General features: G+C 68.8%; 29 protein-coding genes. 9 read left to right on the top strand and 20 right to left on the bottom strand.

Annotated features, from left to right (window positions below):
* Positions 1-20: 20 nt before the first annotated feature.
* The 6 genes from P0592_RS01740 to P0592_RS01715 all read left to right on the top strand — a co-directional run bounded on the left by P0592_RS01740 (position 21) and on the right by P0592_RS01715 (position 6220).
* A complete protein-coding gene (locus P0592_RS01740) occupies positions 21-449 on the top strand; it encodes a universal stress protein (RefSeq protein WP_276272542.1) in 429 nt (142 codons plus the stop codon).
* Entirely contained in the window at positions 446-2686 is a 2241-nt protein-coding gene (locus P0592_RS01735) for an amino acid permease (protein ID WP_276272541.1), read from the top strand. The genes P0592_RS01740 and P0592_RS01735 overlap by 4 nt, the downstream gene beginning before the upstream one ends.
* A gap of 67 nt (positions 2687-2753) precedes the next feature.
* Positions 2754-3695: a S49 family peptidase gene (locus P0592_RS01730; protein WP_276272540.1), complete on the top strand. Its 942-nt coding sequence runs from the start codon at positions 2754-2756 to the stop codon at positions 3693-3695.
* A complete protein-coding gene (locus P0592_RS01725; RefSeq protein ID WP_276272539.1) occupies positions 3688-4671 on the top strand; it encodes a DUF4350 domain-containing protein in 984 nt (327 codons plus the stop codon). The genes P0592_RS01730 and P0592_RS01725 overlap by 8 nt, the downstream gene beginning before the upstream one ends.
* 91 nt (positions 4672-4762) lie before the next feature.
* Positions 4763-5290, top strand: a complete 528-nt coding sequence (locus P0592_RS01720; RefSeq protein ID WP_276272538.1) for a P-loop nucleotide/nucleoside kinase family protein — start codon at positions 4763-4765, stop codon at positions 5288-5290.
* Positions 5291-5350: 60 nt separating this feature from the next.
* Positions 5351-6220, top strand: a complete 870-nt coding sequence (locus P0592_RS01715; RefSeq protein WP_276272537.1) for a universal stress protein — start codon at positions 5351-5353, stop codon at positions 6218-6220.
* Here P0592_RS01715 and P0592_RS01710 read toward each other — a convergent pair whose 3' ends face one another.
* Positions 6221-7294, bottom strand: coding sequence for a DNA-methyltransferase (locus P0592_RS01710; protein WP_276272536.1), 1074 nt, complete (start codon positions 7292-7294; stop codon positions 6221-6223).
* A gap of 149 nt (positions 7295-7443) precedes the next feature.
* Between P0592_RS01710 and P0592_RS01705 the strand changes: the two genes are divergently transcribed.
* The 3 genes from P0592_RS01705 to P0592_RS01695 all read left to right on the top strand — a co-directional run bounded on the left by P0592_RS01705 (position 7444) and on the right by P0592_RS01695 (position 11102).
* Positions 7444-8349 carry a hypothetical protein gene (locus P0592_RS01705; protein WP_276272535.1) on the top strand — a complete coding sequence of 302 codons (906 nt, stop codon included), beginning with the start codon at positions 7444-7446 and terminating at the stop codon, positions 8347-8349.
* A 79-nt stretch (positions 8350-8428) separates the two neighbouring features.
* A complete protein-coding gene (locus P0592_RS01700) occupies positions 8429-9469 on the top strand; it encodes a DNA cytosine methyltransferase (RefSeq protein WP_276272534.1) in 1041 nt (346 codons plus the stop codon).
* A gap of 304 nt (positions 9470-9773) precedes the next feature.
* On the top strand, positions 9774-11102 hold the full coding sequence (locus P0592_RS01695) for a permease (protein WP_276272533.1): 1329 nt from the start codon (positions 9774-9776) through the stop codon (positions 11100-11102).
* 183 nt (positions 11103-11285) lie between these two features.
* On the opposite strand, the gene secY is transcribed toward P0592_RS01695, so the two are convergent.
* The 19 genes from secY to P0592_RS01600 are packed head-to-tail and all read right to left on the bottom strand — an operon-like array spanning position 11286 to position 21621.
* On the bottom strand, positions 11286-12755 hold the full coding sequence (gene secY, locus P0592_RS01690; RefSeq protein ID WP_276272532.1) for a preprotein translocase subunit SecY: 1470 nt from the start codon (positions 12753-12755) through the stop codon (positions 11286-11288).
* Between the two features lie 6 nt (positions 12756-12761).
* Positions 12762-13262 (bottom strand): uL15m family ribosomal protein, encoded by a 501-nt coding sequence (locus P0592_RS01685; protein ID WP_276272531.1) that lies wholly within the window; start codon positions 13260-13262, stop codon positions 12762-12764.
* Entirely contained in the window at positions 13262-13726 is a 465-nt protein-coding gene (rpmD, locus tag P0592_RS01680) for a 50S ribosomal protein L30 (protein ID WP_276272530.1), read from the bottom strand. Before rpmD ends, P0592_RS01685 begins: the two co-directional genes overlap by 1 nt.
* Positions 13726-14364, bottom strand: coding sequence for a 30S ribosomal protein S5 (locus tag P0592_RS01675; RefSeq protein WP_276272529.1), 639 nt, complete (start codon positions 14362-14364; stop codon positions 13726-13728). Before P0592_RS01675 ends, rpmD begins: the two co-directional genes overlap by 1 nt.
* Positions 14361-14924 (bottom strand): 50S ribosomal protein L18, encoded by a 564-nt coding sequence (locus tag P0592_RS01670; RefSeq protein WP_276272528.1) that lies wholly within the window; start codon positions 14922-14924, stop codon positions 14361-14363. The genes P0592_RS01675 and P0592_RS01670 overlap by 4 nt, the downstream gene beginning before the upstream one ends.
* Positions 14924-15373, bottom strand: a complete 450-nt coding sequence (locus tag P0592_RS01665) for a 50S ribosomal protein L19e (RefSeq protein ID WP_276272527.1) — start codon at positions 15371-15373, stop codon at positions 14924-14926. Before P0592_RS01665 ends, P0592_RS01670 begins: the two co-directional genes overlap by 1 nt.
* Positions 15373-16236, bottom strand: a complete 864-nt coding sequence (locus P0592_RS01660) for a 50S ribosomal protein L32e (protein WP_276272526.1) — start codon at positions 16234-16236, stop codon at positions 15373-15375. Before P0592_RS01660 ends, P0592_RS01665 begins: the two co-directional genes overlap by 1 nt.
* Complete coding sequence (locus P0592_RS01655; protein WP_276272525.1) at positions 16236-16772, bottom strand: 50S ribosomal protein L6; 537 nt, start codon at positions 16770-16772, stop codon at positions 16236-16238. Before P0592_RS01655 ends, P0592_RS01660 begins: the two co-directional genes overlap by 1 nt.
* A 2-nt stretch (positions 16773-16774) precedes the next feature.
* Complete coding sequence (locus tag P0592_RS01650; protein WP_276272524.1) at positions 16775-17167, bottom strand: 30S ribosomal protein S8; 393 nt, start codon at positions 17165-17167, stop codon at positions 16775-16777.
* A gap of 2 nt (positions 17168-17169) precedes the next feature.
* Entirely contained in the window at positions 17170-17349 is a 180-nt protein-coding gene (locus tag P0592_RS01645) for a 30S ribosomal protein S14 (RefSeq protein ID WP_276272523.1), read from the bottom strand.
* The gene (locus tag P0592_RS01640; protein WP_276272522.1) at positions 17346-17876 is read right to left on the bottom strand and encodes a 50S ribosomal protein L5; all 531 of its coding nucleotides are present in this window, start codon (positions 17874-17876) and stop codon (positions 17346-17348) included. The genes P0592_RS01645 and P0592_RS01640 overlap by 4 nt, the downstream gene beginning before the upstream one ends.
* Positions 17873-18622 (bottom strand): 30S ribosomal protein S4e, encoded by a 750-nt coding sequence (locus P0592_RS01635; protein WP_276272521.1) that lies wholly within the window; start codon positions 18620-18622, stop codon positions 17873-17875. The genes P0592_RS01640 and P0592_RS01635 overlap by 4 nt, the downstream gene beginning before the upstream one ends.
* Positions 18619-18981, bottom strand: coding sequence for a 50S ribosomal protein L24 (gene rplX, locus P0592_RS01630; RefSeq protein WP_276272520.1), 363 nt, complete (start codon positions 18979-18981; stop codon positions 18619-18621). Before rplX ends, P0592_RS01635 begins: the two co-directional genes overlap by 4 nt.
* 5 nt (positions 18982-18986) lie before the next feature.
* Positions 18987-19385 (bottom strand): 50S ribosomal protein L14, encoded by a 399-nt coding sequence (locus tag P0592_RS01625; protein ID WP_276272519.1) that lies wholly within the window; start codon positions 19383-19385, stop codon positions 18987-18989.
* Entirely contained in the window at positions 19385-19723 is a 339-nt protein-coding gene (locus tag P0592_RS01620) for a 30S ribosomal protein S17 (RefSeq protein ID WP_276272518.1), read from the bottom strand. Before P0592_RS01620 ends, P0592_RS01625 begins: the two co-directional genes overlap by 1 nt.
* Positions 19714-20001 (bottom strand): ribonuclease P protein component 1, encoded by a 288-nt coding sequence (locus tag P0592_RS01615; protein WP_276272517.1) that lies wholly within the window; start codon positions 19999-20001, stop codon positions 19714-19716. The genes P0592_RS01620 and P0592_RS01615 overlap by 10 nt, the downstream gene beginning before the upstream one ends.
* Positions 20001-20216 (bottom strand): 50S ribosomal protein L29, encoded by a 216-nt coding sequence (gene rpmC, locus P0592_RS01610; protein ID WP_276272516.1) that lies wholly within the window; start codon positions 20214-20216, stop codon positions 20001-20003. The genes P0592_RS01615 and rpmC overlap by 1 nt, the downstream gene beginning before the upstream one ends.
* Complete coding sequence (locus P0592_RS01605; protein ID WP_276272515.1) at positions 20213-21160, bottom strand: 30S ribosomal protein S3; 948 nt, start codon at positions 21158-21160, stop codon at positions 20213-20215. Before P0592_RS01605 ends, rpmC begins: the two co-directional genes overlap by 4 nt.
* A complete protein-coding gene (locus P0592_RS01600; protein WP_276272514.1) occupies positions 21160-21621 on the bottom strand; it encodes a 50S ribosomal protein L22 in 462 nt (153 codons plus the stop codon). Before P0592_RS01600 ends, P0592_RS01605 begins: the two co-directional genes overlap by 1 nt.
* Between the last annotated feature and the right edge of the window lie 2 nt (positions 21622-21623).

The raw sequence follows: 21623 nt of genomic DNA, 5'->3' as shown, positions 1-21623 counted from the left end.
CCATCCCGGGGGGTGGTGACGTGAGTTCCCTGCTCGACCGCGTCGTCCTCCCCGTCGCCAGCGAGGAGGACGCAGCCGACTCCGCTCGCGCGCTCGCCGCACACTCCCACGGCGACGTGCTCCTGCTCTACGTCGTCGAGAAGGCCGGCGGCGCACCGGACAAGGCCGGCGTCGAACAGCGGGAGGCGGAGGCAGAGGAGATGTTCGCGGCCGCCCGCGAGGTGCTGGCCGACGCGGACAGCGAGATCCGGTACGGCAGCGACGTCGTCGACACGATCTTCGAGGCCGCGGCCGACCGCGGCGCGTCCGCGGTCGTGTTCACCCCCCGCGAGGGGAGCCGCATCAGCCAGCTGCTCACCGGGGACCTGACGCGCAAGCTCGTCACCGAGAACGACCGGCCGGTGGTCGCCCTCCCCGACCCCGACCGCGCGGCGGAGCGTGACGGATGAGCGACGAGGAACTCGCGAAGGACCTCGGGCCGCTGGCGGCGCTGACCATCGGCGTCGGGACGATGATCGGCGCGGGGATCTTCGTCCTGCCCGGCGAGGCGATCCTGCGCTCCGGGTCGATGGCCGCCGTCGCCTTCCTGCTCGGTGGGGTCATCGCGATGTTCACCGCGCTATCCGCGAGCGAGCTCGGGACCGCGATGCCCCGCTCGGGGGGCGCGTACTACTACGTCAACCACGCGCTCGGACCGCTCTTTGGCTCGGTCGCCGGCTGGGCGAACTGGCTGGGACTGGCCTTCGCCAGCGCCTTCTACATGGTCGGGTTCGGCCGCTACATCGCCCGGATCTTCGGCGTGTCGGGGACCGTCGGCGTCGGGCCGCTGTCGATCTCGATGCTCAAGCTGATCGCGCTCGTCGGCGCGGCCTTCTTCGTGGCGATCAACTACGTCGGCGCGAAAGAGACCGGCCGGCTCCAGAACGCCATCGTCATCCTCCTGGTCGCGATCCTGGCGGTGTTCACGCTGCTGGGGACGCTCCGGGCCGACCCCGCGAACCTCCCCGACGCCACGACCGTCGCGACCACCCTGGAGACGACCGGATTCATCTTCGTCTCCTACCTGGGGTTCGTCCAGATCACCAGCGTCGCCGAGGAGATCAAACAGCCGGGCAAGAACCTCCCGCGGGCGGTCATCGGGAGCGTCGTCATCGTGACCGTGATCTACGCGCTCGTGCTCGTGATCATGAGCGCCGCCGTCCCGGAGGGGTTCATCGCCGACGTCGTGACCGACCCCAACACCGAGAACCCGATCGCCGTCGTCGAGGTCGGCCAGTACCTCCAGGGCGCGCTGATGGGGGGTGCGCTGCTGTTCGGCGGCCTGCTCGCGACCGCCTCCAGTGCGAACGCGTCCATCCTCGCGTCCTCGCGGATCAACTTCGCGATGGGCCGGGACCGGATCGTCACGCCGGCGCTCAACGAGATCCACCCCCGCTTCGGGACGCCGTACCGCGCGATCGGCATCACCGGGGGGCTCATCCTGCTGTTCATCGTCGTCGGCGACCTCGGGCTGCTCTCGGGGTCGGCGTCGGGCCTGCACCTGGTCATCTACGGCCTGCTCAACCTCGCGCTGATCGTGATGCGCGTCGCCGCGCCCGAGGAGTACGACCCCGACTTCGTCGTGCCGCTGTTTCCCGTCCTCCCGATCGTCGGTGCCGTCCTCTCCTTCGCCCTGCTCGCGTTCGTACCCGAAGCGGCGCTGTTGCTCTCGTTCGGGATCGTCGGCGGTGCGGTGCTGTGGTACGGGCTGTACGCCCGCAGCCGGACGGAGAAACAGGGGATCCTCTCGCAGTACGTCCGCTCGCGCTCCGAGCGGTTCCCGGACGTCGCGGTCGACGCGGCCACGAGCGTCCAGCCCGACGGGGGCCAGTACCGCGTGATGGTTCCGCTGGCGAACCCCGAACACGAGACGGACCTCATCACGCTCGCGAGCGCCATCGCCAAACAGCGGGGCGGGACCGTCGTCGCGACCCACGTCATCACGGTCCCGGACCAGACGGCACTCGCGGGGGCCGCCGAGCGCAGCGACGAGATCGACGCCACGTCCGCGAAACTGCTCGAACGCGCCCGCGAGGACGCCGAGACGTTCGGCGTGGACATCGAGACCCACACAATCCTCTCGCACCGCTCCTTCGAGGCGATCTTCGACGCCGCCCGGACCCACGACGCCGACCTCACCGTGATGGGCTGGGGGCCGGACTCCCACGGCTCGCCCGGCCGCGCGGAGTCGGCGATGGACGAACTCACGGAGTCGGTCCCCTGTGACTTCCTCGTCCTCCGGGACCGCGGCTTCGACCCCTCGCGCATCCTCCTGCCGACGGCCGGCGGGCCGGACTCGGACCTCTCTGCGGCCATCGTCGAGACGCTGCGTGCGGAGTACGACTCCGAGGTGACGGTCCTGCACGTCGACGACGACCCCGAGGCCGGACGGGCGTTCGTCCAGGAGTGGGCCGAGGACCACGGGCTCGGCGACGCCACCATCCGCGTCGAGTCCGGCGACGTCGAGGCGGCCATCGAGGCGGCGGCGGCCGACGCCACGATGGTCGTCATCGGTGCGACCGAGGAGGGACTGCTCAGACGACTCGTGAGCGGGTCGCTGGTCCTCGACGTGGCCGACCACGTCGACTGTTCGGTGCTGCTGGCGGAGAAACACCAGCGCCGCGGGCTCTTCGAGCGCCTGTTCTGATCGGCTCGCGGTCGCCGCCATCCCAAAGCTATTCCGCGGCGGATCCGAGCGACCACGTACAACAGGTATGCGCAGTTCATCGGCCAGGACGGCCTCGTTCGTCGTCGTCGTCACCGCCGCGATCGTGACCGCCGTCACCGTCGGGCCGGTCGTCTGGGGGCTCGCGACCAGCGGCGTCAGCGACCGACAGAGCGTCGCCGTCGTCACGCTGCGAGGTGGGACCACCGACGCCAACGTCAACGCCGTCACCCGCCAGCTCCGCCAGCTCCGCTCCAACGACTCCGTCGGCGCGGTCGTGATCCGGATCGACAGCCCCGGCGGGCCGGTCGACGCCAGCGAGGAGTTCTACCTCGCGGTCAACCGGACCGCCCAGGAGATGCCCGTCGTCGCCTACGTCGAGGGGCTCGCGGCCAGCGGCGGCTACTACGGTATCGTCCCCGCCGACGAGATCGTCGTCAAGCCGAGTTCGACCGTCGGCAGCATCGGCGTCGTCGTCCAGGCCCCCCTGAGCGCCATCGAACGGGACGCCGAGACACAGGAGCAGTTCGTCCGCTCGGGCCCGGACAAGGCACAGATCAGCGTCGACGGGCTCCGGGCCGACATCGAGCGGCTCCAGCGGTCGTTCGTCGGGACGGTCCTCGCCCACCGGGGCGACCGGATCACCCTGTCGCGAAACGAGATCGCCAGCGGCCGGACCTTCCTCGGCACGCAGGCGGTCCGGAACGGCTTCGCCGACCGCATCGGCGACGTCAACGCCGCCATCTCGATCGCCGCCGAACGGGCAGACGGCATCGACGGCGACCGGTACGACGTCAGATACCTGGGCACCCAGCGGCCGGTCAACGTCGTCGTCCTCGGTCAGGACGTCCGGCGCGTCGAGGGGGACGTCGTCTACGTCGCGGCCGAGGACGACTCCGACGGGGAGTTCCGCCAGCCCGTCGAGTACTACGCCGTCTGGGGCGTCCCGACCAACGACAGCGACGACGGGGAGGTGTACGTCGATGGGTGAGGGCCGCGTGATCACGCTGCTGGCGACGTACATCGTGTTGGTGGCGCTCGCGGTGGGGGTCGTCGCCGCCGCCGGGTTCGTCGCCGGAGCCGACCTCGGCCGGCCGGACGGTGCGACCATCGAGGGCCAGTCGCCGCCGCAGTACCAACCGGAGCGGGTCGAGCCGGCGGTCGATCCGGAGACGGGCGAGATCACCGTCGCGCCCGGCGACGCGGAGATCCTGGTCGACACCACCCACGACAACGCCGTCGAACCGGCCGAGCTCGAACCGCTCGCGGGGGCGCTGTTCGCCGCGGGACACCGACTCCGATACACGAACAACACGACCGCCGCGAACGCCACCGGCCCGCCGTTCGGCGAGCGCCTCGACGGCCACGCCGGCCTCCTGCTCGTCCAGCCGACCGAGGGGTTCACCGACCGGGAACGGGCGGCCGTCCGTGAGTACACGGCGGCCGGCGGGCACGTCGTCGTCCTCGCGGAACCGACCCAGACCCGCGTCGCCGGCCGGTCGCTGAACGGGACGCCGACGGTCTCGTTCGCCGCCAACGACCTGACGTCGGCGTACGGCATCCGGATGGGGTCGGACGTGCTGTACAACATCGACGACGACCGAAACGACAACAACTTCAAGAGCGTCTACACCGCCCCGACCGGGAGCGGCCCGCTGACCGACGGTGCCGGCACCGTCACGCTCGACACCGGCGGCTACGCGCTGGTCGACGGGCCCGCGCGCCCGGTCTACACGGCCGTCGAGGGGACCCGGACACTGCGGACTCGCCGCACGGGGCAGTTCCCGACCGTCGCCCGGACGGAGAACCTCGTCTTCGTCGCCGACACCTCTCTCGTCACCCGGTCAGAGGTCTACGACGCCGACAACGAGGCCTTCGTCGGCAACCTCCTGACGTTCCTCGCGAACGGCGACGCGCCCGGGCGGGCCGACGACGCCGACACCGGTTCCGACGGGACCGGTTCGTAGCTGTCCCGCCCGTCATCGGCTCCGCCGTCGCCGACGGGCCCGATGAAACAACCTAAGTGTTGGGGACGCGTGACTCCGGACGTTGCCGACCGTGTCAGACACCGCTCACACCACCGAGTCGGGCAGCGAGCAGTGGCTGGTGACCGTCTGTGGGCTCCCCGGCGTCGGGAAGTCCACGACGGCCGAGGAGATCGCGTCGCGTCTCGACGCGACGCTGCTACGGACCGACACCGTCCGGACCGACGTCGTCGAGGACCCGACCTACGAGGACGCGGAGGTCTGGCTCGTCTACGGCGCGCTGTTCGAGCGCGCCCGCGCTCGCCTCGCGGAGGGCGAGTCGGTCGTCCTCGACGGGACGTTCAAGACCCCCGACCACCGCCGACGAGCCGAGACCATCGCCGGGAAGCACGCCCGCTCGGGCGCGCTCGTCTGGGTCACCTGCGAGGAGTCGGTCGCCCGCGAGCGCATCCGGAACCGGACCGACGACCCCAGCGAGGCCGACACCCGCGTCTACGAGGAGCTCAGCGCGGAGTTCGACCCGCCGGCGGACGCGGACCTGGTCGTCGACAACTCCGGGAGCATCGACGAGATGCACCGCCAGATCGGCGAGCTGTTCTGAGCGACCCCGCCGCCCCGCCGATTTATTGTCTCCGCGACACGACTCTCACACAGAAGGACCGTGTTCGACACGCTACTGGTCCCGACCGACGGCAGCGGCGTCGCCGACGCGGCCGTCGACGCCGGGATCGCACTCGCCGACCGTTTCGACGCCGAGTTGCACGTCGTCCACGCGCTGGAGCCCTCCGAGCTCCCGCCGGGCGTCGAGGACGAGGCCGCCGGTGCGCTCGCCCACCGCGGCGAGACCGCCGTCACGGACGCCATCGACCGGGCACGCGAGGCGGGCGTCGACGCCACGGGCACGGTGCTGGAGGCGACCGGCGCGACCCACGACCTCCTGGTCGCCTACGCCACCGAACACGGCGTCGACTGTATCGTGATGGGGACCTACGGCCGCACCGGCCTGGACCGGTTCGTCCTCGGCAGCGTCGCCGAGCGGACCCTCCGGACCGCGCCGATGCCCGTACTGACGGTCCACGAGGGGACGGAACTGCGGCTCCCCTTCGAGTCGGTCCTGGTGGCGACCGACGGGAGCGACTGCTCGGCGGTCGCCGCCGACCGCGGGGCCGACCTCGCGGCCGCGATGGACGCGACGCTGCACGTCGTCCACGTCGTCGACGCCACGGTCCCGCCGGGGGACCTCGCCCCGGGGACCGTCCTGGACGAACTCGAAACGGCCGGCGAGCGGGCGATCCAGTCGGCGGTCGACCGCGCTCCCGACGCCGTCTCGACCGTCGAGGCGTCGGTCCTCCGCGGCGTCCCGTACCGCGCCATCCTCGACTACGCCGAGGAGCACGCCGTCGACTGCCTCGTGCTCGGGACCCACGGCCGGTCGGGGCTCGAACGGTACGTCCTCGGGAGCGTCGCCGAACGCGTCGTCCGGCTCAGTGATACGCCGGTCCTCACGGTCACGGACGACCGGCCGGGCTGACTACTGGGGGTCCGTCTCCGCCGCGTCGGCGGGCACCTGCTCGACCGGCGCGTGGACGGCGCGGTACCCGTCGTCGGCCTCCGCGACGGACTCGACCGTGTACAGTCGGAGGTCGGTCTCCTGGCTCGTCGTCACCGGGAAGCCGTAGGTCTCGGACTCGTAGTCGAACGTCTCGCCGTCCGCGCGCCGGTCCGCGACGAACGACTCGTGGGCCGCGAGCCGGTCCGCGACCACCGACCGCGAGAGCGACGGGGCCTCGGCCACGCGCTCGTCGAACACCCGCGTGAACTCCCGCTCGCGCTCGACGCCGACGGAGTTCCGGCCGGCGACCAGCGCCGCCAGCGAGGTGGTACCGGTCCCCCAGAACGGGTCCAGCACCGCGTCGCCGTAGACGCTGTACATGTTGATCAGGCGGTAGGGGATCTCGAAGGGGTAGGCCGCCGACCGGTCCCGGAGGTCGTCGCGCGAAAGCGTCTGGTGCTCGCCGCGGACGTCCGCCCAGACGTCGCTGAACCACCTGTTGCGCTCCTCCCAGAAGTACGCCGCCTCGTAGCGTCTGTCGGCCCCCGGCTCGAACGACCGCGACTCGGTCCCGTTGCGGAACACGAGGACGTACTCGTGTTCAAGCGTGACGTAGGCGTTGGGCGGCACCATCCCCGAGCCCATGAACTTCGCGCCGGAGTTGGCCGGCTTGCGCCACAGGATCTCGGGCAGCGGTTCGAAGCCCAGCGACTCGAACGCGTCGACGACGCGGGCGTGGTTCTGGTAGACCCGGAAGCTCCCGTCGACACTGCGGGTCGCGTCACCGACGTTGACACAGGCGATACCGCCGTCGACGAGGACGCGCTCGACCTCCGCCCAGACGTCGGCCAGCACCTCGTGCATCAGTTCGAAGGCCCGCCGCCCCTCCGCCGCGTCCAGCGCCTCGCCGACCGACGGGTCCAGCGCCGCGAACACGTCGTCCCACATCTCGATCATCGGGTACGGCGGGGACGTGACGACCAGTTCGACGGAGTCGTCGGGCAGCGGGAGCTGGCGCGAGTCGTCGACGACGACGCGGTGCCGCGTTTCCATCACCCGACACTCCCGCAGCCTCTCTCTTAGAGCCTTCGCACGCACGGCGTCGGCGGACCGTGGCCGCGGTGGGACGGTGCCCGCTCGACCCCCGAGCTACCGGGTCGATTTATAGTCCTCGACACCCTCGCTGGGGACGGCGAGAGACGATGGACGACGAGACGGCGCAATACATCGACGAGCTTCGACAGGACGACGCCCGGCAGCGGCTCTTCGACCGGCTCTCGGACGGCGACGCGACCGTCGCCGAGCTCCGCGACGAGACCGGCCTGGCCGACGAGCGACTCCGGGAACTGCTGGAGGTCGGACTCGAACAGGAACTGCTGACCCGCGACGGCGACCGGCTCGCGCTCACCGAGTGGGGCGAGCGGGCCGCCGAGTTCGTCCTCGTCGAGGACTGGAACCCCTCCTCGACGAGCACCAAGAAGGGCCGGACCTTCGACGTGCTCGCCGACTGCGAGTGGCACTGCTCGGAGTGTGAGCTCTCCGGCTCCCAGCCGGCCGCGTACATCCGGGACTTCCGCGACGAGGGGTTCGAGTTCGTCAGCACCACCGGCGGCCGCGGCGAGTACGACCGCCGCTACTGTGACACCTGCGGGGAGAAGACGACTCACCGCCAGCTCAAGTACCCGTTCCCCAGCTCCAAGCCCATCACGCGCCAGGAGATGCCCGAGTCGTTCAAGCGGCGCGTCCGGGAGCTGTACGACGGCCGGGACGCCTTCGACCTGTCGAGTCCCGGCGGGACCCCCGAGGTCGACCACCGGCGGCCGCGCATCCGCTGGGCGGAACCGGAGGACTTCGACTACGAGTCGATGAGCGACGAGGAGGTCCGGGCGCACTTCCAGCTCCTCTCGGGCAAGAACAACCTCCTCAAGAGCCGCAAGTGCGAGCAGTGCGTCGAGACCGGCGAGCGGCCCGCCTTCTTCGGTATCGACTTCTACTACGAGGGCGGCCGGGAGTACGAGGACGACGTCGGCTGCGAGGGGTGTGGCTGGTACAACCCCCACGAGTGGCGCGAGGCGGTCAACGAGCACCTCGACGCGGCGTCGCAGTGACCACGCGGGACCGGCCGCCGGCTCGCGCAACCGCAAGAGATTATACCGCCAGCGAGTGACTGTCGACCAAGACACAACGATGGACGGGGCAACTGCCGACGAGGACGCGGTCGCCGCGGTGCTCGACCTCTTCTGTGGCGGCGGCGGGCTCTCGACGGGCTTCGAGCAGGCCGGTTACGACGTCGTCGCCGGCGTCGACGTCAACGAGGACTTCCTCCCGACGTTCGAGCACAACCACGAGGACTCGCTGGCGATCCAGGCGGACCTGGGCGAGGTCGACCCCGCCGCGTTCTACGACGACCACGACATCGACACGGACGCCGTCGACGTGGTCGTCGGCGGGCCGCCGTGCAAGGGGTTCAGCATCGCCGGCAAGCGCGACCCCGAGGACGAGCGGAACTCCCTGGTCGGGTCGTTTATCGACCACGTCGCCCACGTCGAACCCGACGTGTTCGTGATGGAGAACGTCCCCGGCATCAAGTCGATGGAGGACGGCGACGTCGTCCGGAAGATCCACCAGCGCTACGAGGAGATCGGCTACTCGGTGAAACACGAGACGCTCAACGCCGCCGACTACGGCGTCCCGCAGGCGCGCCGGCGCGTCGTCTTCGTCGGCCGGGCGGACGGCGAGGTACCGACGTTCCCCGACCGGACCCACCGACCGTCCGAGCAGACGACCCTCTCGAGTGCGGCCCTCGAGCCCTACGTCACCGTCCGCGAGGCCCTCGTCGAGAAGGAGATCGAGGGGCTGCCCAACCACGAGACGACCGACCACAGCGACGACATGGTCGAGCGCATCGCCGAGGTCGACCACGGCGACAGCCTCTACGAGAGCTTCGGCGACAGCTGGCGGCGGCTCGAGCCCGACGAGCCCGCGTTCACGGTCAAGGAGAACCACAACGCCCCGTTCATCCACCCGACCGAGGACCGCGTCGGCACCGTCCGGGAGTGTGCGATCCTGCAGACGTTCCCCGACGACTACGAGTTCCAGGGCCCCAAGAGCACGCAGCTCAAGATCGTCGGCAACGCCGTCCCGGTCCGACTCGGGCGGGTCGTCGCCGAGGCCGTCCGCGAGGACCTCGCGGAGATGCGCGACGCGTCGGTCACGTCGACGTCGTAGCCCCGCCTCGCGGGGCGGCCCCGTCCCGCCGCTGCCGGGCGGCCCGACCCCGGCAGTGGACCGCCGACCGCCGTTGTTTTCCCGGCAGCGCCGTCGAACACGGTACCGGCAGATCGAGACCGCTCGCTCGCGAGCCGCGGGAAGCCCGAACCACGGGCGGCGACGGATCCGCCGACCTCGGCGACCCGCTTCGGAGTCCGGTCTGTCCGTCGGCGATCAGTTGCCGACGGAAAGTTCCGCCCCCGTCTCGGCCGGAGTGTGTTAGCCGAAGGTCCGGAAAACGTCGAACCCCAAGTGGCCACGTATGGAGAGAAAGGAGTACGCGATCCTCGCGGTCGTCGCGCTCGCGACGGTCGCACTCGGTGTCGTCACGACGTCGAAGCCGCTGGTGTCGTTCTTCGTCGAGAGCACGCGCCAGTTCCTCACGACGACGGCGGCGATGGCCTGGATCACGTGGTGGGCGCTCGTCGTCGGGTTCGCCATCGCCGGCGGCGTCGAGGCCTGGACCTCAGACGAGAAGGTCTCGGACCTGCTCGAGGGCCACGGCCTCCGGGAGCTGGGCTACGGCTCTCTGTTCGGGTTCGTTTCCTCGTCGTGTTCCTACAGCGCCATCGCCACGGCGAAGAACCTCTTCAAGAAGGGCGGGTCCGCCGCGGCCACGCTCGGCGCGTTCATGTTCGCGTCGACGAACCTGGTCGTCGAGATCGGCATCGTCATCTACCTCCTGTTGGGCTGGCAGTTCCTCGTCGCCGACGTCGTCGGCGGCTTCCTGCTCATCGGCCTGATGGCCGTCGGGTTCGTCTACCTCACGCCCGACGAGGTCGTCGAGCAGGCCCGCGAGAACGTTCAGGACGCCGGGGACGCGACGGTCCAGGACCCCGTCTGTGGGATGGAACTCGACCCCGACGAGGCCGACCACTCCACCGAACACGACGGGGGGACCTACTACTTCTGCTCGGAGTCCTGCAAGGACAGCTTCGACCCGGAGGAGGCCAACCCGACCATCCGGGAGCAGGCGACTACGCTGTCCGGGTGGAAGGCACTCGCCGACAAGCAGTGGTCGGAGTGGGGGATGCTCTGGGACGAGATCGCCATCGGCTTCGTCTTCGCCGGCCTGATCGCCGGTTTCGTCCCGGAACACGTCTGGACCTCCGTGTTCTCCGGCCCCACGTTCGGCCTCCCGGTCTACGTCGTCTGGACCGCGGCACTGGGTGCCGTCATCGGCGTCGCGACGTTCGTCTGTTCGGTCGGGAACGTCCCCTTCGGTGCCGTCCTCTACGCCAACGGGCTGCCGTTCGGGTCGGTGCTCTCGTACATCTTCGCCGACCTCATCGTCCCGCCGATCATGGACGCCTACCGGGAGTACTACGGGACCAAATTCGCGGCGGTCCTCTCGGGGATGATCTTCGTCTCGGCGGTCCTCACCGGGGTCGTCGTTCACTTCGTGTTCCTCGGTGCGGGGCTCGTCCCGCCCGCGTCGAGCGTCCAGATCGCCGCGGTAGAGATCGAGATGAACTACAAGCTGGTCCTGAACGTGCTCGCGACGGTGTTGTTCCTGGTCCTCTACTGGCTCCACCGTTCTGACTCCGTCGGCGACGGGGAGCGCGGCGAACACGCCCACGCCGCCGACTGACTCCAGACTCTCCCGTCGTCTTCGTATCGTCCGACGCCGAACCCGTCCAGTCGTTCTACGTCGATAGGACCGCGGTGTGAGGCCACCTCTCTCACGCCGCCACCCCCCACCGAGGAAGATCGAGGTCGAAGCAGTGGCTCAGTGGTCGTCGCGGACGCTAAGAAGTGAAGACGCTCGGCGGTTCTATCCGAACATCTGGCGCATCATCGGGTGCATCTCCATCAGCTGCTCCTCGGCGATCTCCTCGTACAGCTTGTACGTGATGGAGACCGTCAGCAGCAGCCCGGTCCCGGAGACGCCGCCGATGGTACCGAGCATGTTCGCCATCACCGCGAGCAGGCCCACGAGGGCCCCGCCGATGACCGTCACCTGCGGGATGTAGCGCTCGAGGACCTTCTCGATGACGCCGACGTTCTGTCGGAACCCGGGGATCTGCATCCCGGAGTTGTGGATCTGCTGGGCCGTCGCTTCGGGGCCCATGTCCGTCGTCTCGACCCAGAAGACGGCGAAGATCGCGCCGCCGACGAGCATAAAGGTCAGGTCGACCCCGACGCGGATGAGGATCTGCCAGATGGGCTGGGTCGCGCTCTCGAGCCACCACATCCAGTCACCGGGCGACTGGATGGGCGCGAGGTAGTAGAACAGCCCGCCGGTCGGCTGGCCGTTCGAGGAGTACTGGCCCAGCCAGTTGGGCATCGTCCCCAGCTGTGCGTTGAGGATGCGCCCGAGGAACTGGATGTTGGCCTGTAGCGCCCGGACGAGGATCATCGGCAGGACGCTGGCGTAGATGAGCTTCACGGGGAAGCGACCGCGCGCGCCCTTCACGCGGGCGTTCGACAGTGGGATCTCGACCCGGACCGACTCGGCGTAGACGACCACCGAGAAGATGAGCACCGTGGTGAACAGCGCCAGTATCTGCCCGGGGCCGGTGATGACCGTCTGGAGCCCGCCCGGGGCCAGCACCGGTCCGGTCTGCTGTTGGCCGGTGACGAACAGGTACCACGTGTGGATGATCCCGCTCTGCCCGCCGAAGCCGGGCGTGGCGAGGATCCCGCCCACCAGTCGCTGGCTCACGCCGGCGACGATGAACAGGCCGATCCCGCTCCCGACACCCCACTTGGAGATGACCTCGTCCATGAACAGGATGAGGACACCGCCGACGAACATCTGCCCGAAGATGAGCCACTGCACGCCCACCGTGCCGATGCCCAGCGACTGTGCGACCGCCTCGTCGGCGGGCAGGAAGCCGCCCGCGAACACCATCGGCAGGCCGGTCAGGCAGATCATGACCAGGACCAGCAGCTTCTGGAGTCCCTGGTAGAGGATCTGGTCGCGCGGGTCGTTCTGCGTGTCCAGCCCCAGCAGGTCCGCACCGCCAAGCAGCTGCAGGACGATCGAGGCCGTCACGATCGGCCCGATCCCGAGCTGCATGATGCTGCCCTGCCCCGAGGCGAGGATCGAGGAGAACCGCCCGAAGACCGCCTGGTCGCGGGTGAGGTCGAGTCCGAACAGCGCCACGTTCGTCAGGAAGAAGTACAGCACCAGTACGCCGCCGGTCCAGGCCAGCTTCCGCTTGAACGGGACGTGGCCCTCCGGCCGACGGACTGCGGGCATCCTGACGAGCAGCGGTTCGGCGGTGTCCTTCCAGCTCATCTGTCGTTACGCCTCGTCGTCCGCGTCGTCCTCTGTCTCGTCCTCGGCTGCTTCCTGGCGCTCCTGTCCGAGGTCGGTCAGTTCGGTCTCGCCACCGGCGGCCTCGACCTTCTCGACCGCGCCGGCCGAGAAGTCGTCGGCGACGATGGTGAGTTCGTTGCGAACCTGGCCGGCACCGAGGACCTTCACCACGTCGGCGTCCTCGGCGTCCTCGACGACGTCGCGGGCGTCGATGACGTAGCCGTCACCGTCGGCCTCGGCGACGCCCTCGGCGGCCAGCAGCGGTGCGTCCTCGTCGAGCTCGCGGACGTCGACCGTCGCGACGTCCTCCTGGACCTTCTCCGGGCGGTTGAACCCGCTCTTGCCCAGGGGCTCGTAGTTGTGGAACTCGTGTTTGGCGCGGCCGGCACGCCCGCGACCACCGCGGTGACCGGCACCGCGCCGGTTCTTGTGCGAGCCGCCGCCGTGCGTACGCGAACCACGCTGTCGTCGTTTCTTGCTCGTCATTATCGCATCGCCTCCAGGAGGTCGTCTATCCCGTCGGTGTCGTGCTCGCCGAGTTCACCGCCCTCCTTGACGGGGTGTTTGATGCCGTCGTGGCCGCCACGCGGCGGGTGCAGACGGAGCGTCGGCGAGAGACCCTGCTCCTGCAGGGTCGTCTCCTCGGCCAGCAGCGCCTCGGCCAGCGCCGAGACGTCGTCGTAGTCGGTGTGCTCGGCCACCCACTCGTCGTCGACGTCGGCGTCGCCCTCCGCGGGCTCGGCGCGCCGCTCCAGGAGCGTCTCCAGGGTCTCCTGGCTGGGTTCGCCGAAGGCCACGAAGTCGTTGACCTTCGAGACCATCCCGCTGTACGTCTCCGTCTCGGGGACGAGCGTACAGTGGTTGACGTGGTGGATGTTGAGCATCTGCAGCGTGTCGTGGATGTCCGTGTCCATGTTCACGTCGCCGCGGATCTGGACGAGCGCCTGCATCACTCGATCACCTCTCGTTTCTCGAAGGTGCGTTCGGGGACGCGGGCCTCGGCCGTGTTCTGCAGGGCGTTGAACGTCGCCTTCGCGAAGTTGACCGTGGTCCGGGTGTTCCCGCTGGAGCGGGTCCAGATGTCCTCGATGCCGGCCAGTTCGAGCACCTTGCGGACGGTCTCCCCGCCCGCCAGGCCCAGCCCGCGCGGGGCCGGCTGGAGCTCGACCTCGACGCTCCCGGCCTTGCCCTTCGTGCGCAGCGCGACCGTGTGGGGACGGCCACAGCCACACTCCCAGGAGCCACAGCCACGGGAGACGTCGATGATGTTCAGCTTGGCCACGTCGATGGCCTTCTGGATGGCACCGCCGACCTGGTCGTCGCGGCCCTCCGCGTAGCCGACGAGGCCGTCGCGGTTGCCGACGGCGACGACACACCGGAACTTCACCCGGCGGCCGGAGTCCGTCATCCGCTGGACCATGTTGATGTCCAGTACCTCGTCTTCCAGATCGGGAACGAGCTGGTCGACGACTTCAGCTTCCTTGAGGGGGAGCCCGGAGTTCAGCGCCTCCTGCATCGAGTCGATCTCGCCCTCGGCGACCTGCTTGCCGAGGCGTGTCCGGGGTTCCCAGCCGTTGTCAGCACTCATAGTTCGATGTCACCTTCCAGTAGGGTCTCCCGCGTCTCGTCGAAGTGCGCCGGGAGGTCCGTCGCGTCGAAGTCCCCGCTGTACAGCGGCTCGTCGAGCTGCTCGGCGTACTCCGCGATGTGGGAGCCGCGGGTTCGCTGCCAGTCGGCGAGCACGTCGTCGTTGTGGGGGATTTCCAGGCCGGCGTCGATTGCGCCTTCCTGTATTGCGAACACTTTGCTTCCGGGGGTCGGGGTGTTGAGGCCGATGTCCAGCACCGCTTCCTCGACGCCCGCGTCCTGCGCGCGAAGCCCCGCGAGCAGGCCGGTGAGGTACGCAGCGGGCATGTTGCCCGTCGGTGCCTCCCAGCCGTACTCTTCGAGGTCGCTCGAGTGTGCGGCCGCCAGCGTGCGATCGCCGTTATCGCCCAGCGTCACCAGCTGCGCCCTGACGTGTTTGTTGCTCTTCCGAGCAACGAGGCGGGGCTTGCCGGATTTCAGCAGGCGCAACCGCTGATGGTAATCGGTGCGGGCCTCGCGGCGTCGCCGCATCGGCACGTTGTATCGTGGTCCTGTCGCCATTATGCTTCACCGTAGTTGTCGTCGATGTATCGTTCGAGGTCGGCAACGCTGTCGAACTCGCCACCGCCGGCCTTGTCGTAGAGGTCGCGGTACTCGGCGTTCGACAGGGAGCCGTCGTCGCGCAGTTCGCGGAGCCGCTTCCGCTGTGCGCGGATCTGGGACTCCCACTTCTCCTTGGGGTCCTCGCGTGCGCCGGACTTGCCCTTCCGGGAACCCTGTCCCTTCTGGTGGCCGTAGGCACGCTTCTTCTTGCGCTCGCGTGCGCGCCCCTGCGAGTTGCCCTTCTCGTCTTTCGCTGTGATAGCGCCCTCATCGACCAGTTCGCGCACGTCCTCGCGGGTGATGGCGTCCGCGATGTCGCCCTGCCGTTCGGGGTCGAACCAGACGCGGTTCTTCCCGACGTCGAGGACGTCCGCGGCGAGTCGCTTCTGTGCGGACAGATCCGTCATTACTCGTTCACCTCGACTTCGACGTAGGTGGGGTTGAGCACGCGGATGCCCGCGTCCTCGGCTTCCTCCTCGATGCGCTCGCGCTTGCGAGCGCCGACCTTGGAGGCGATGCGGACGGCTTCCGTGTCCCCGTCGACGCCCTCGAGGTCGGCCACGTTGTGCACGCGGACCTCCTCGAAGCCGGAGGGGTGCTTGCCACGGACCGCCGTCGGCGAGCGGAAGCCCGCCTCGACCGTGTCGCCCTTGCCCTTGATGCCGCGGCGCTGCTTCGAGAGGTCGCCGCGGGGCTTGCGCCACGAGGTCGAGACGCGCTTCTTCTTGTGGTGGTCCTGTCGGTTGAACTTCGGCGTGCCGACCCGGTGTCGCTGGGTCAGCAGGCGCGCTTCCTCGTCGTCGAGGTCGGGCGTCTTGTCGGCGAGCCCGCGGGGCCGGAGCTCCGTCTCCACGTCCTCGGCGGGCTCTTCCTCGCCGCCCTCCTCTTCGACTTCGGCCTCGGTCTCCGTGTCGACTTCGAGGCCGCCGACGTCGGCCTTGATCCGGGCCGCGAGCGCGTTGCCGATGCCCTCGACGTCCGCGAGCGCGGACTGGTCGGCACGGCGGACGTCCTCGACGGTCTCGAAGCCGGCCTCCCGCAGCGCGTCGGCCTTGGCGTCGCCGACGCCGCTGATGTCGGTCAGCTCCGCGTACTCGTCGTCCTCGTCGGCCGACTCCGCGGCCTCCTCGGCGACCTGGTCGGGGTCCTCGGCCGGCTCGCCGTCGAGGGGCTGTTCCTCCTCGACGTCGGCCTCGGCCTTCCCGCCCTGCGTGAGCGCTTCCTCGTTCGCGTCGGCGTCGCTGCTCTTCTTGTCGGGGTTGTCTGCCATCAGGCGTCACCTCGGCTCGGTTTCTGGGTGATGTACACCCCGTCCTGGAACACGCGCACGTCCTTGTCGTTGACGCGTGTCAGCTGTTCGATGTCCGCGGCGGTCTGCCCGACGGCCTCGATGTCGGGGCCGGTGAGGGTGAGCTCCTCGCCGTCGACCTGCACCTCGGTGTCCCCGTGGACGGCGGTCCGACGGGCGGCCTTCTCGCCGAGGAAGTTCTCGATGACGACCTCGTCACCCTCGACGTCGACCTGCATCGGGAAGTGGGAGTAGAAGACCTCCATCTCGTACTCCCAGCCCTCGGTCACGCCGTGGAACATGTTCTCGATGTGGCTCTCGAAGGTCCCGATCGTCGACATCGTCTGTGCGTCGTCCTCGTCGGATTCGATGGCGACGACGCCATCCTCGACGGAGACGTCGATGTCGGGGTACCAGAGCCGTCGCTCGACGCTGCCGTTGGGCCCCTCGACGGTGAGGTCGAGGTGGTCCAGTTCGGCGGTCACGTCGTCCGGAATCTGTAGCTCTACTCGTGGCATTATCAGTATACGTAGGCGATGACTTGGCCACCAACGCCTTGCTCACGAGCCTCGTAGTGGCTCATGACGCCGTGGCTGGTCGTGACGACGAGGGTCCCGTAGTCGCGGGCGGGGAGGAACCGCTTCTCCCACTTCTCGAACTCGTCGGCCCCCGCGGAGTAGCGGGGCTTGACCGGGCCACACTCGTTGATGGCTCCCTTCAGTTCGACCTCGAACTCGCCGGCCTTGCCGTCGTCGACGAAGGTGAACCCGTCGATGTACCCGCGGTCGTAGAAGACCTCGAGGACGGAGCCGATCTCGTTCGAGGCGGGCGATACCGTCTGCTCCAGATGCCCGACGCTCTCGGCGTTGTTGAGTGCCGACAGCGCGTTGGCGAATGGATCGTTTCCTGTCATGGTTAGCTGTACTTCTCGAAGCCCATCCCGCGAGCGATCTCGCGGAAGCACTGGCGACACAGCCAGATGTCGTACTTGCCGACCAGTCCCTGCTCGCGCCCGCAGCGCTGGCAGGACTCCAGCTGGCCGGTCCGCTCTGCCTCGGCGGCGTCGGGCTCGTCCTGGGTCTCGCTCTCGCTCATTCGTTGACCTCCACGTCGAAGGTCGACTCGACGAACGCGACGGCGTCGTCGGGGTCGAGTCGGTGGTTCGACGGAATCGACCGCGAGGCCTTGTCGCGCTTGGCGACGCGGTAGCCGGGGCGGACGAGGTTGACCGTCACGTCCAGCCCGTAGATTCCGATGTTCGGGTCGTACTCCTGGCTCGGGAACTCCGTGTGTTCCTCGACGCCGAAGCTGAAGTTGCCGGTGTCGTCGAACTGCGTCGCCGACAGGTCCGCCAGCGGCAGCGCCGTCCCGAGGAACTCCTCGGCGACCTCGTCACGCAGCGTGACCTTCGCACCGATGGGGTCGCCCTCGCGGATGTCGAACTCCCCGACGGTCGCCTTAGCGGTCGTCCGGACCGGCGACTGACCCGTGATCTCCCCGAGGATGTCCTCGGCGTTGGCCAGGTCGCGGCCACCGTGGCCGATGCCCATGTGGACGACGACCTTCTCGATGCGGGGCTCCCGCATCTCGTGGAACTCGCCGCTCTCGGTCTCGGAGCTCATTCGTCGTCACCCTCCTCGGTGTCGACCGTCTCCGGCTCGGCGGCCTCGTCGTCGCCCGTGAAGTTCTCGTCGATGACGACGACGTACTCCTCGACCGTCTCGAAGCCCTCGCCATCCTCCTGGGAGACGATGACGTTGTTCTGGGCCGAGCCCGGCGTGACCTGGATCTCCTCGACGGTGCCGACCTCGCCGGCGTGTGCGCCGTCGACGGCGGTGACGAGTGCGCCCTCCTCGTACTCGAAGTGGGCGACGATCTCGTCGCTCTCGTTGGCGACGACGATGGAGTCGTCGACGTCGTAGGTCTGGTCGTCCTCGACGACGAGGGTCTCGCCGTCGTGGAGCCCCAGCTGGACGTCGCCCCCGCTGACGTGGGTCTTGGAGACGATCTTGCCCAGCTTGGACTCGGCGGCGTCGGCCTCGATGGCGGTCAGCGCCAACCGACCGCCCTCGCCGGGGAACACCCGGTAGTACTCGCCGCGCTCGGTGAAGGCGAGGATGTCGAACATCCCGACCGGCCGCTCCTCGTCGGAGACGGCCGTGCCGTTGATCAGGACGTTGTCCTCGTTGAGCGCGTAGCGCGCTTCCTTGCGGGTGTCGACGTAGCCGAGCACGTCCCGCAGGACGATGAGCAGGGGGACCCCCGACTCACCGTGCGGGCCGGCGTCGGCCTTCACCGTGAACGTTGCCGTCTTGCGCTCGACAGGCCAGCTGTCGGGCACCGACAGGCGTTTCTGATGCTTGCTCATGCTGTGTCCTCCTCGGATTCGAGCCGCGCTTCCCGCCGGTCGTCCTCGAGGGTCAGGTCGGTGACCCGAACGTTCGAGGGCTCCAGCGGCCGGGGGACCTCCTCGCCGTCGGTCTTCTCCAGGGTGACGTCCTCGACGTGGACCACGGCGTCGTCGAGGTCCACCTCGACGACCTCGCCCTCCTCGCCGGCGAAGTCGCCCCGGAGCACCTCGACGGTGTCCCCGGTGTTGACGCGGACGTTGCGCTGGCCGTACTCCTCGCGGAGCTCCTCGGTCAGCGTCGCCCGGACCTGCTTGTGCCGCTCGTGCAGGGGAGCGCGACGTTGCTGCGTTCGCTGTTTGTCTGGTTGCTCAGTCATAGTTTCTATACGATCATCGTCGCCGCGGAGGCGACACTCCCGAACCGCTCCGCGACCTCTCGCGAGATGGGCCCCTTGAGCTCGGTGCCGCGGGGGTCCTCGTTCTCGTCGACGATGACGGCCGCGTTGTCTTCGAACTTGACACGCGTGCCGTCGGGTCGGCGGATCGGCTTCTTCTGACGGACGACCACGGCCTCGAGCACCTGGCGACGCATCTCCGGCGTCCCCTTGGTGACCGAGACGGTGATCTTGTCCCCCAGGCCGGCCTTCGGATGCCGGTTCTTCGTTCCCGAGTAGCCCTGGACGGAGATCACTTTCAGCTGCCGTGCGCCGGTGTTGTCGGCACACGCGATGAGCGAGCCCTTCTCCAGGCCCTGCGTGACGTCGGCGTTGAGCGCCTCCATCAGTTCTCACCCTCCGTCTCGTCGTCGGCGATACCGACGACGACGTGGCTCTTCGTCTTCGAGAGCGGTCGACACTCCGCGATCGTGACCGTGTCGCCGACCGCGAGGTCGAGACAGTCGGGTGCGTGAGCCGGGACGCGGCTCCGCCGCTTCATGAAGCGGTCGTACTTGGGCACCTTCACGTCGTACTCGCGCTCGACGACGACGGTCTTCTCCATGTCGGTGGAGGCGACCTCCCCGTTCAGTGTCTGCCCGCGCACGGAGAGCTCCCCGTGGAAGGGACAGTTCTGATCGGAGCAGGTCTCCTCCGGTTCCTGTACGTTCAGTCCTAGCGCCATTGTGAATCACCTGCAGTTTCCGTGCGTCGAGCGGGACGGGCGACGAGTCGGTCGCCGTCGACCCGGACGGTCGGCCCGTCGGGGAGGGCGAACGCGAACGTCGCCGTGTCCTTCGGCACGTGCCACACCCGATGCTCTCCCTCGACGGCCAGCGTCCTCGTCGTCTCACCGACGACGCGACCGCTGATGCCGACGGCGTCCACGCTGGACGCGGCGACGACCTCGACGTCGAGGCCGACGAGTTCGTGACGGGGGAGCGTCTCGGGTGTCAGTGGCATTATTCGTTCTCCTGAAGGTCGCCTTCCTCGCGCTGGATCGTCTTGATCCGCGCGATGGCCTTCTTCAGTTCCTTGATGCGACCCGGGTTCTCCGGGGCACCACCCGCGGCCTGGACGGCGCGGGCGTTGAGCAGCTCCGTCTTGAGCTCGTCGAGTTCCGACTCCCGCTCGGCGGGGGTCATGTCCCGGATCTCCTGGACGTGCAGGACGGTCATTCGTCGTCACCCTCCTCGTCGTCCATCTCGGTCATGAGCTCTTCGGCCTCAGCCTCGACCTCCTCGTCGAGTTCCTCGGTCTCCTCGTCCTCGACGGCGTCGTCGAGGTGGTCGACGTCGAGGTCGTCGATGTCCTCGTCGGTCGGGACGTCGGGGTCGTCGTCGGGAACGTCCGCGTCGTCCTCGACGATCTCCTCCTCGACGACCTCCTCGTCGATCTCCTCCTCGGTCTCGTCGGGCTGGTCGTGGCCGACCTCGGTGGTCTCGGCCTCGTCCTCGTCGGGTTCGCCCTCGAGGAGCTCCTCGACGGACTCGCCGTCCGTGTCGGCGACGTAGTCCTCGACCTCGACGTCCTCGTAGATCTCGAAGTCGTCGGGGAGTTCGGCGTTGGGCGGGATGATCTTCACCTGGACGCCGATCGTGCCGAGCTTCATCACGGCGACGCCCGTGCCCGAGTCGACGATCTCCTCGGCGGGTTCACCGTTGTGCTTGATGTAGCCGCGGTTGAACTTCTCGACGCGCGAGCGGGCACCCGTGACCTTCCCCGAGAGGACGATCTCGGCACCCTTCGCGCCGGCCTCCATGATGCGGTCGATGGTGGTGTGGCCGGCCTTGCGGAAGTACCAGCCACGCTCTAAGGCGTTGCCGAGCCGGTCCGCGACGATGCGGGCGTTGAGGTCCGGCTCCTCGACCTCCTGGACGTCCACCTGCGGGTCGTCCAGGTCGAACCGCTCTTCTAGTTCGGTCGTGATCTCGCGGATGTTCTTCCCGCCCTTGCCGATGACCATCCCGGGCTTCTCGGCCTTGAGGACGATCTGGGTCCCCATCGGCGTCTTCGCGACCTCCATCCCGCCGTAGCCGGCGCGACCGAGCTTCTCCGCGAAGAACTCGTCGATCTGGGTTCGCTGGAGCCCGTCCTCGATGAACTGCTGTTCGTCTGCCATCAGTTCTCGACCTCCTCGAGGATGAGCTCGACGTCGACCTGCACCGTGTTCCAGGCGCTGGCCCGCCCCATCGCGCGGGGCTTGCGGCCCTGCTGCTCGCCGACCTTGTGGGCGGCGACGTGCATGATCTCCATGGCCTCGCCGTCGAAGCCCTGGTGGTCGGCGTTGCCGATGGCGTTGTTCAGCAGGTCGATGAAGGCCTCGCTGGCCTTCTCCGGGTAGCGACCGGCGTCCCAGCCGTCGACCTTGCTCTTGTGGCCGACGCCCGAGTTGTGTTCCTTGAACGGAACGGGCTGCTCGCCCTCGATGACCGCCTCGAGGTACTCGACGGCCTCGGCGGCCGTCTTCCCCTTGATGGCTCGGGCGATGGCCTTGCTGTGCTTGTGGCTCATCTGCCGCTCCCGAAGCATCGCTTTCGCGGTGGTCTCCGGGTCGGCGTCGACTGAGTAGCTGATTCCCATGT

The organism is Haloarcula litorea (assembly GCF_029338195.1).
GTDB lineage: Archaea > Halobacteriota > Halobacteria > Halobacteriales > Haloarculaceae > Haloarcula > Haloarcula litorea.
Note: the sequence above shows the minus strand (reverse complement) of the source record. Positions and strands in the feature narration are given on the sequence as shown.

What these genes read in the sequence shown, in the direction of transcription:
- P0592_RS01735 (WP_276272541.1), top strand. Translation starts at nt 446, where the DNA reads ATGAGCGACGAGGAACTCGCGAAGGACCTCGGGCCGCTGGCGGCGCTG.
- P0592_RS01730 (WP_276272540.1), top strand. Translation starts at nt 2,754, where the DNA reads ATGCGCAGTTCATCGGCCAGGACGGCCTCGTTCGTCGTCGTCGTCACC.
- P0592_RS01725 (WP_276272539.1), top strand. Translation starts at nt 3,688, where the DNA reads ATGGGTGAGGGCCGCGTGATCACGCTGCTGGCGACGTACATCGTGTTG.
- P0592_RS01710 (WP_276272536.1), bottom strand. Translation starts at nt 7,294, where the DNA reads ATGGAAACGCGGCACCGCGTCGTCGTCGACGACTCGCGCCAGCTCCCG.
- P0592_RS01705 (WP_276272535.1), top strand. Translation starts at nt 7,444, where the DNA reads ATGGACGACGAGACGGCGCAATACATCGACGAGCTTCGACAGGACGAC.
- P0592_RS01700 (WP_276272534.1), top strand. Translation starts at nt 8,429, where the DNA reads ATGGACGGGGCAACTGCCGACGAGGACGCGGTCGCCGCGGTGCTCGAC.
- P0592_RS01695 (WP_276272533.1), top strand. Translation starts at nt 9,774, where the DNA reads ATGGAGAGAAAGGAGTACGCGATCCTCGCGGTCGTCGCGCTCGCGACG.
- secY (WP_276272532.1), bottom strand. Translation starts at nt 12,755, where the DNA reads ATGAGCTGGAAGGACACCGCCGAACCGCTGCTCGTCAGGATGCCCGCA.
- P0592_RS01685 (WP_276272531.1), bottom strand. Translation starts at nt 13,262, where the DNA reads ATGACGAGCAAGAAACGACGACAGCGTGGTTCGCGTACGCACGGCGGC.
- rpmD (WP_276272530.1), bottom strand. Translation starts at nt 13,726, where the DNA reads ATGCAGGCGCTCGTCCAGATCCGCGGCGACGTGAACATGGACACGGAC.
- P0592_RS01675 (WP_276272529.1), bottom strand. Translation starts at nt 14,364, where the DNA reads ATGAGTGCTGACAACGGCTGGGAACCCCGGACACGCCTCGGCAAGCAG.
- P0592_RS01670 (WP_276272528.1), bottom strand. Translation starts at nt 14,924, where the DNA reads ATGGCGACAGGACCACGATACAACGTGCCGATGCGGCGACGCCGCGAG.
- P0592_RS01665 (WP_276272527.1), bottom strand. Translation starts at nt 15,373, where the DNA reads ATGACGGATCTGTCCGCACAGAAGCGACTCGCCGCGGACGTCCTCGAC.
- P0592_RS01660 (WP_276272526.1), bottom strand. Translation starts at nt 16,236, where the DNA reads ATGGCAGACAACCCCGACAAGAAGAGCAGCGACGCCGACGCGAACGAG.
- P0592_RS01655 (WP_276272525.1), bottom strand. Translation starts at nt 16,772, where the DNA reads ATGCCACGAGTAGAGCTACAGATTCCGGACGACGTGACCGCCGAACTG.
- P0592_RS01650 (WP_276272524.1), bottom strand. Translation starts at nt 17,167, where the DNA reads ATGACAGGAAACGATCCATTCGCCAACGCGCTGTCGGCACTCAACAAC.
- P0592_RS01645 (WP_276272523.1), bottom strand. Translation starts at nt 17,349, where the DNA reads ATGAGCGAGAGCGAGACCCAGGACGAGCCCGACGCCGCCGAGGCAGAG.
- P0592_RS01640 (WP_276272522.1), bottom strand. Translation starts at nt 17,876, where the DNA reads ATGAGCTCCGAGACCGAGAGCGGCGAGTTCCACGAGATGCGGGAGCCC.
- P0592_RS01635 (WP_276272521.1), bottom strand. Translation starts at nt 18,622, where the DNA reads ATGAGCAAGCATCAGAAACGCCTGTCGGTGCCCGACAGCTGGCCTGTC.
- rplX (WP_276272520.1), bottom strand. Translation starts at nt 18,981, where the DNA reads ATGACTGAGCAACCAGACAAACAGCGAACGCAGCAACGTCGCGCTCCC.
- P0592_RS01625 (WP_276272519.1), bottom strand. Translation starts at nt 19,385, where the DNA reads ATGGAGGCGCTCAACGCCGACGTCACGCAGGGCCTGGAGAAGGGCTCG.
- P0592_RS01620 (WP_276272518.1), bottom strand. Translation starts at nt 19,723, where the DNA reads ATGGCGCTAGGACTGAACGTACAGGAACCGGAGGAGACCTGCTCCGAT.
- P0592_RS01615 (WP_276272517.1), bottom strand. Translation starts at nt 20,001, where the DNA reads ATGCCACTGACACCCGAGACGCTCCCCCGTCACGAACTCGTCGGCCTC.
- rpmC (WP_276272516.1), bottom strand. Translation starts at nt 20,216, where the DNA reads ATGACCGTCCTGCACGTCCAGGAGATCCGGGACATGACCCCCGCCGAG.
- P0592_RS01605 (WP_276272515.1), bottom strand. Translation starts at nt 21,160, where the DNA reads ATGGCAGACGAACAGCAGTTCATCGAGGACGGGCTCCAGCGAACCCAG.
- P0592_RS01600 (WP_276272514.1), bottom strand. Translation starts at nt 21,621, where the DNA reads ATGGGAATCAGCTACTCAGTCGACGCCGACCCGGAGACCACCGCGAAA.